Source organism: Actinotalea sp. (assembly GCF_035443605.1).
In the GTDB taxonomy this organism is placed as follows: domain Bacteria; phylum Actinomycetota; class Actinomycetes; order Actinomycetales; family Cellulomonadaceae; genus Actinotalea.
Genome location: NZ_DAORSQ010000005.1, coordinates 42269 through 48961 on the forward strand (window position 1 = coordinate 42269; position 6693 = coordinate 48961).

The 6693-nt window shown below is 77.0% G+C and carries 6 protein-coding genes and 1 pseudogene; 4 read left to right on the forward strand and 3 right to left on the reverse strand.

What is annotated here, in order from left to right:
- The first annotated feature begins 227 nt into the window (after window positions 1-227).
- A complete protein-coding gene (locus PKY62_RS01400; RefSeq protein WP_324534102.1) occupies window positions 228-1007 on the forward strand; it encodes a response regulator transcription factor in 780 nt (259 codons plus the stop codon).
- Window positions 1004-2524: a sensor histidine kinase gene (locus PKY62_RS01405; protein WP_324534105.1), complete on the forward strand. Its 1521-nt coding sequence runs from the start codon at window positions 1004-1006 to the stop codon at window positions 2522-2524. The genes PKY62_RS01400 and PKY62_RS01405 overlap by 4 nt, the downstream gene beginning before the upstream one ends.
- A gap of 27 nt (window positions 2525-2551) precedes the next feature.
- Here the strand turns inward: PKY62_RS01405 and PKY62_RS01410 are convergent, their stop codons facing one another.
- A complete protein-coding gene (locus tag PKY62_RS01410; RefSeq protein WP_324534107.1) occupies window positions 2552-3109 on the reverse strand; it encodes a hypothetical protein in 558 nt (185 codons plus the stop codon).
- A 220-nt stretch (window positions 3110-3329) separates the two neighbouring features.
- On the opposite strand from PKY62_RS01410, the gene PKY62_RS01415 reads away from it, so the two are divergent.
- Window positions 3330-4004, forward strand: a complete 675-nt coding sequence (locus PKY62_RS01415; protein ID WP_324534109.1) for a DUF998 domain-containing protein — start codon at window positions 3330-3332, stop codon at window positions 4002-4004.
- Window positions 4005-4051: 47 nt separating this feature from the next.
- On the opposite strand, the gene PKY62_RS01420 is transcribed toward PKY62_RS01415, so the two are convergent.
- Both PKY62_RS01420 and PKY62_RS01425 read right to left on the reverse strand, forming a co-directional pair.
- Complete coding sequence (locus PKY62_RS01420; protein ID WP_324534111.1) at window positions 4052-5626, reverse strand: DUF7059 domain-containing protein; 1575 nt, start codon at window positions 5624-5626, stop codon at window positions 4052-4054.
- The gene (locus PKY62_RS01425) at window positions 5623-6288 is read right to left on the reverse strand and encodes an endonuclease/exonuclease/phosphatase family protein (protein WP_324534113.1); all 666 of its coding nucleotides are present in this window, start codon (window positions 6286-6288) and stop codon (window positions 5623-5625) included. The genes PKY62_RS01420 and PKY62_RS01425 overlap by 4 nt, the downstream gene beginning before the upstream one ends.
- Window positions 6289-6434: 146 nt before the next feature.
- On the opposite strand from PKY62_RS01425, the pseudogene PKY62_RS01430 reads away from it, so the two are divergent.
- Window positions 6435-6693, forward strand: a pseudogene (locus PKY62_RS01430) (hypothetical protein); the annotation flags it as partial.

Consider the following 6693-nt stretch of genomic DNA (forward strand, 5'->3'; position numbering starts at 1 on the left):
CGTCGACGCCGTGCCGATCGATGACGGTGGCTGTGCTCACGGGACACCTCTCGTGGTGCGGGTGGTGCGGCCCCGGCGGGTCGCCGGCTGGCTGGTCCACGGCCAACGCTGCGCCGCGCGCCTGTCCGCGTGCCGTGAGCCAGCAGGGAGGTTGCTGTGACCGGCACACAGGCTTCGCACAGGGAACACCCGGGCGAGGCCCAGGAACGTCGGCCAGGATCGAGCCCATGACCACCGTGACCGGCACCGCACCCACCACCCCGACGCGCGCGCCCGGCCGCGAGCCCCTCACCCGCGCCGACGGCACGCCCATCCGTGCCCTGGTGGTCGACGACGAGCCCTCGCTCGGCGAGCTGCTGTCGACGGCGTTGCGCTACGAGGGCTGGCAGGTCGAGACGGCGCTGACCGGCCACGCTGCCATCAGGGCCGCCAAGGCGTGGGCCCCGGACGTCATCCTGCTCGACGTCATGCTGCCCGACCTGTCCGGCCTCGAGGTCCTGCGCCGCGTGCGCGCGACCACGCCGGACGTCCCGGTGCTCTTCCTCACGGCCAAGGACGCCGTCGAGGACCGCGTGGCGGGCCTGACGGCCGGCGGCGACGACTACGTCACCAAGCCGTTCAGCCTCGAGGAGGTCGTCGCCAGGCTGCGCTCGCTCCTGCGCCGCACCGGGGCGACCGCCCAGCGCGAGGACGCCACGCTCGTCGTCGGCGACCTGCGGATGGACGAGGACTCGCACGAGGTGACGCGTGACGGCACCGACATCCACCTCACGGCGACCGAGTTCGAGCTGCTGCGCTACCTCATGCGCAACCCCCGCCGGGTGCTGTCGAAGGCGCAGATCCTCGACCGCGTGTGGCAGTACGACTTCGGCGGCCAGGCGAACATCGTCGAGCTGTACATCTCCTACCTGCGGCGCAAGATCGACGTCGGCCGAGCCCCGATGATCCACACGCTGCGCGGCGTGGGCTACGTGCTCAAGCCCGCCGAGGCGAGCGCGCCGCAGTGAGCGGCGCGCTCGCGGCCGCCAGACCCCGGACCGCCCGCTGGACCCTGCGTCGGCGCCTCGTCGCGCTGCTCATCGGCCTGGTGGCCACCGTGGCGGCGCTCATGGCCGCCGCGTCCACCCTCGCGCTGCGCGGGACCCTCGTCGCCCAGCTCGACGAGCGGCTCATCGCGTCCAGCGAGCGCGCCGGCGACGCCCAGCGCGACGGCGAGCTGCCCGAGCCGCCCCTGCTGAGCGACGGCTCGCTGCCCGACCGCGGGGACCTGCCGCCAGGGCTCGAGACCCCCGGCCAGGGCGCAGGGACCCTGACCCTCGAGGTGCGCGACGGCGTCGTACGCTCGGGCTACATCGACCAGGAGGGCGCGTTCCAGCCCCTCACCGACGAGCAGGAGTCCGTGCTCTCCGAGGTCGTGGCCGACGGCCGGCCGGCCACGGTCGAGCTCGACGCGCTCGGCGGCTACCGGGTGGTGGCCGTGACGACCGAGGGCGGGGACCTGCTGGTCACCGGCCTGTCGCTCGACGAGGCGAGCGCCGTCGTGCAGGCCTACCTCATCGGCGAGGGCCTGGTGCTCGCGGCCGGGATCACCATCGCGGCGGCGGCCGGTACCGCGCTGGTGCGCCGCGAGCTGCGCCCGCTGGAGCGCGTCGCCGCCACCGCCACGCGTGTGTCCGAGCAGCCGCTCGAGCGGGGCGAGGTCACCCTCCAGCGCGTGCCCGAGGCCGACACCGACCCGGGGACGGAGGTCGGGCAGGTCGGCGCAGCCCTCAACCGGATGCTCGGGCACGTCGAGGGCGCCCTGGCGGCGCGGCACGAGTCCGAGACGCAGGTGCGCCAGTTCGTCGCGGACGCGAGCCACGAGCTGCGCACGCCGCTGGCCTCGATCCGCGGCTACGCCGAGCTCGTGCGTCGCCTGCCGGACGCGATGCCCGACGACGCGTTGCGCGCCATGGAGCGCGTGGAGTCCGAGTCGCGCCGGATGACGGCGCTCGTGGAGGACATGCTGCTGCTCGCGCGGCTCGACGCCGGGCGAGCGCTCGACGGCGCCGAGGTGGACCTCGCGGCGCTGGCCGTCGACGCGGTCTCCGACGCGCACGTCGCGGGACGCGACCACGTCTGGCAGCTCGACCTGCCTGCAGGCGACGACGACGAGGACGAGGACGCCCCGGCCTGCACCGTGCTGGGCGACGACCACCGGCTGCGCCAGGTGCTCGTCAACCTGCTGTCCAACGCGCGCGTGCACACCCCGGCCGGGACCACCGTGGTGACCTCGGTCCGGACGGACGGGAGCACGGTCACGGTGCAGGTGCGCGACGACGGCCCCGGGATCCCCGAGGAGCTGCGGCCGCGCCTGTTCCAGCGGTTCACGCGCGGCGACGCGGCACGGTCCCCCGGCGCGGGCTCGACCGGCCTGGGGCTGGCGATCGTGGCCGCCGTCGTCGCCGCGCACGGCGGGACGATCACGGCGGACGGCACGCCGGGCGCGACGACGTTCACCGTGCGGCTGCCCGCCGCGCCCTGAAGCCGCACCGGGGCCGCGCGGGGCCCTTCAGCCCTTCGGGGTCACGAGCGTGCCGTCGAGCGTGCCGTCGCCGCTCGCATCGCGGTCGCCCTGGCCGAGACCCTGGCCGCCGTCACGGTCACGGTCGAGTCGCTCGAGGCGGTCCCCCATCCGCTCGTCCATCCGCTCGTCCATCCGTGAGCCGAGCTCGTCGAGCCGGCCCCAGCCGTCGGCATCCCGGTGGTTGCCCACCAGGTAGCCGGTGCCGAACCCCGCGGCGAACGCCCCGCCGACCAGCAGGAGGCCGCCCACGACGGCCCCCACGATGATCCACGGGCCCCCGCGCCGACCGGCCGGCCGCGGCGGGGTGCCCACCACGGGCACGGGGCCCGACGGCGGGACGACGCCGATGGCCGGGACACCCCCGGCTGGCGGCAGGGACGCCCCCTCCACGGGGAGCGCCGTCGCGACGAGCGTCGGCTGCTCGACCTGGGTCACGAGCGTCGGCTGCTCGACCGGGGTCACGAGCGTCGGCTGCTCGACCGGGGTCACGAGCGTCGGCTGCTCGTCCGCTGCGGCGTCGTCGGGGCGCGTGGGGTCGGTCATGGTGTCTCCTCTGGCAGGGCGACGGGGGCCGGAACAGCGGGGCGGTCCGTCGCTGCGGAACGTGCTGGGCCCACGATGCACAGGCGCTGCTGCGCCGAACCTGGTGCGCGACTGGGAGCGACCTGTGAATCCCGCTGTGCGGTGCGCCCGTCCCCCTCCACAGCACCGCCGCACCGCCGCACCGCCGGGCCTCACCGTCGCCGCCCGCTACCGTGACGCGGTGACGAGCCCCGCCCGGACCCCGCCCAGCGCCCTGCCGCCGACGCCGAGGTGGGCGCTCGTCCCGGCCGCCCTCGCACCCGTGGGGATGATCGGCGGCTGGACGCTCGCTGCGGCGCTCGCTCCCGGCTTCGACCCGGCGCGCGAGACCATCAGCGCACTCGCGACCGCACGGGTCGAGCACCCGGGGGTGATGACCGCCGGCCTGGTCCTCACGGGGCTCGCCCACGTGGGCACCGCCGTCGGGCTCCGACCCGCCGCACCGCTCGGCCGGGTGCTGCTCGCGGTCGGCGGCTTCGGCGCCCTGGCCGTCGCTGCCTTCCCTGCCGATGTGGCCGAGGACCGGCACGGGCTGGCCGCCGCCATCGCCTTCGCGGCGCTCAGCGTGTGGCCGCTGGGGGCGTGGCGCCGGGCAGGCGCCGGTGCGACCCGACGGCCGGGTGGCCGTCCTGCCGTCCTGGCACCCGCGACCTCGGTGGTCGCCGCCCTCGCGCTGCTGGCGCTGCTGGCGTGGTTCGACACGGGGGTCCCGCAGGTCGACGGCGAGTCCCTCACGGGCCTGTCCGAGCGCGCGGTCGCCGGCGCGCAGGCACTGTGGCCGCTCGTCGTCGTGCTCGGCACCGTGCGCCCGCGCTCCGCCCGCACCCCACGCCTCGGTGGCACATCCGGCACGTGAGACGTGCCGGATGTGCCAGGGTCGCGACAGTGGAGGTCCGTCGGGGGTCAGGCGGGGCGCAGCAGGCCGTCGCGCACGAGGTCGCGGACGGCCGGGAGCAGGCCGGTGCGGAGCTCGGCGACGGGCGCCTCGAGCAGCGCGGCGAGCGCTCCGAGGATCTGCCCGACCGTGAGCTCCCCGTCGCACGCCCCCACCAGGCCCGCCAGCGCCGTGCCTGCCCGGACCACGCGGCCGAAGCCGTCGCCCTGGCGCAGCAGCACCACCGTCGGGTCCGTCGCGCCGGGGCGCAGGTGCCGCTCCTCGGTGACGTCCGGTGCCACCACGAGGCGGGCCGCGAGCAGCGCGTCGTCGTCGTGCGCCGCGAGCCAGTCGTGCGCGGCGAGGGCCGCCGCGAGGTGGTCGCCGAGCGGCTGGCGCGCGGGGCCGGGCTGCTCCTCGAGACGACGCAGCGTCGGGTGGCCCGCCACCGGGCGGCGCAGCACCACCATGCCGAGCCCGACGGCGTCGACGCCGCGGCGCTCGAAGTCGGCCAGCCACGCGGCGTAAGCGGCCGCCCAGCCGGCCGGGTCCCGGTCGCGCGTGGTGCCGCCGTCGCGCAGCCAGGTCTCGACGTACTGCGCGGGGTCGAGCACCTCGCGCTGCACCACCCAGGCGTCGAGCCCCGACGCGTCGACCCAGTCCCCGACCCGGTCGCGCCAGTCCGCGCCGTCCCGGTGCTCCCAGTTGCCGAGCAGCTGCGCCACGCCGCCCGGGGCGAGCACCGCGCCGACGTCGCGCACCAGGTCGCGGACCAGATCGTCCCCCGCTCTGCCGCCGTCGCGGTACTCGTACCGCAGGGCCTGGTCGTCGCCGCGCGGGGTGATGACGAAGGGCGGGTTGGACACGACCAGGTCGAACGCCGCCGCGTCCCCGCCGAGCACGGGCTCCAGCATCGACCCGAGCCGCAGGTCCAGCTCGACCCCCGCGAGCGCGGCGTTGAAGGCCGCGAAGGCGAGAGCCCTGGCCGAGACGTCGGTGGCGACCACCGCGGCGCTGTGCCGGGCCGCGTGCAGCGCCTGGATCCCGCAGCCCGTGCCCAGGTCGAGCGTGCGGCCCACCGGGGTGCGGATCGTCACCTGCGCCAGCGTCGTCGACGCGCCGCCGACGCCGAGCACATGGTCGGCGGGCAGCGCCGCACCGGTGGCGGTCTCGCCGAGGTCGGACGCGAGCCACCAGCCGACGGCCCCCGCGGCGTCCCGCGCCGCGTAGGGGCGCAGGTCGATCAGCGGCCGCACGGCATCGTCCGCCCCGCGCCCGGCCGCGGCCACGAGGCCCAGCCGCTCGGCCCCCGCGGTGCCCAGCCGCGGCAGCGCGCGGTCCAGCGCGCCGCGATCGACGGCGGCGCCCAGCAGCAGGTGGCGCACGAGCGTGGGCAGCGGGCCGGTCCCCGCGTGGTCGGGCGCCGTCGCGCGCAGGGCCGCGACGGGCTGCTCGCGGTGCAGCGCGGCGGCGGCGACGGGGCCGAGGAGGTCCTCGACGGCGACCACGGTGAGATCAGCGGCCTCGAGGTCGGCCCGCAGCGCGGCGACGAGCGCGGTGTCCGCCCGCGGGACGAGCCGCGACCCGAGCGACGCGACGCTCACCGGCCGCGCCCGAGGTGCACGTCGACCACCACGGGCAGGTGGTCGCTCGCGCGGCGGGCCGCCTCGCCCGGCACCACCTCGGCACCGTCGGCGTCGAGCCCTGCGACCAGCACGGCGTCGATCCGGCTGCGCGGCTCGTGGGCGGGGTAGGTCGGCCCGCTGGCCGCCGTCGCGTCGCGCAGCTGGCGCAGCAGCCGGTCCCAGCTCGGCCCGCCCGGGCGCTCGTTGAGGTCACCCGCCACGACGCAGGGCCCCGGCGTCGCGCCGACGAGCAGCAGGACACGACCCAGGTGCAGCGCGCGCTCCGCCGGGTGCAGGGACAGGTGCACGCTCATCACCCGCACCCCGGCGACGTCGGCGAGCGCGATCCCGCGGCGCGTGCGTCCCGGGGTCCACGGCAGCGCGACGGCGCGCGCACCCAGCACCTCGAGGCCGTCGCGCACCAGCAGCGCCGTGGTCCGCGCGGCCCCGCCACCGACGGCGACCCGCAGCCCGGCATCGCGCGCCAGGCGGCGCAACCGCAGCCCGCCGAGCGGTCCGCGGGGTGGTTCCTGGATCGCGACGACGTCCGGCGCGGCTCCCCGGAGCACCGCGACGACGGCGGACCGGTCGTCGCGCAGCTGGTGGATGTTGGCGGTCAGGACGCGCAGCGAGGAGGGCACACCCCTATTTCACCCCACCGCGGGGACACCCGCCGACGATGAGAGACCTCTCACGCCCCCCTCCTTCTTCTCTCACCCGGCGTCCGCAGGATCAGGGACATCGGATCGAGCGCCACCACCGGGTGGCCCGGACACAGGAGCAGATCATGCGTGCACGTACCGTCGGGATCATCGTTGGCTCGCTCGCCCTCGCCACCGTCGGCGCAGGCGCCGCCTCGGGCGTCGGCCCCTTCTCCACCCTCCCCGCCGCCGTGACCGTCACGGACGACGACGGCACCGCCGACCAGGGCTCCGGCGACGCGCCCGGCACCCCCGGCTCGGACCCCAGCCCGTCGACCGGCGGCTCCAGCGACGACGACGGCACCGCCGACCAGGGCTCCGGCGACGCGCCCGGCACCCCCGGCT